Source organism: Pseudoalteromonas sp. GW168-MNA-CIBAN-0100, assembly GCF_040309225.1.
Taxonomy (GTDB): domain Bacteria; phylum Pseudomonadota; class Gammaproteobacteria; order Enterobacterales; family Alteromonadaceae; genus Pseudoalteromonas; species Pseudoalteromonas arctica.
Map to the genome: position 1 here is coordinate 1 of NZ_JBEOOL010000241.1, position 356 is coordinate 356.

General features: G+C 37.9%; 1 protein-coding gene and 1 pseudogene. Both read right to left on the reverse strand.

The window, feature by feature from the left end:
- Window positions 1-245 (reverse strand): Na+ dependent nucleoside transporter N-terminal domain-containing protein (locus tag AAEY62_RS20920; RefSeq protein WP_350636228.1); only part of this gene is annotated, 245 nt, incomplete at its 3' end.
- A 17-nt stretch (window positions 246-262) separates the two neighbouring features.
- Window positions 263-356 (reverse strand): annotated as a pseudogene (locus tag AAEY62_RS20925) (uridine kinase); the annotation flags it as partial.

Here is a 356-nt window from a genome sequence, read left to right on the forward strand (position 1 = left end):
GCTAAAGGTCCAAACAAAAAGCTTATACCGTCGTTAGCAAAACCAATAACCGATGAAACAGCGGAAGATACACTTGCTAATGCATTTTTACCTGCATCAAAAAATAATACAAAACCACCAATAATTACTTGCATCGCAAATGCGATACCTACCGTTCTAAGCTTTATAGCTTTGCGATTAGTTGACGCCGCAAATGCAATAGCTAGCAGCACAAACATGCCAACTACGCTCATAAAAGTTGTCATACAAATGTTTCCCGTTACTATTCTTGAAGAATATGTTTGATTTTACTTTTTATTATATCAATCGCAACGCGATTCATGCCGCCTCGAGTGACAACTAGATCTGCATTATGC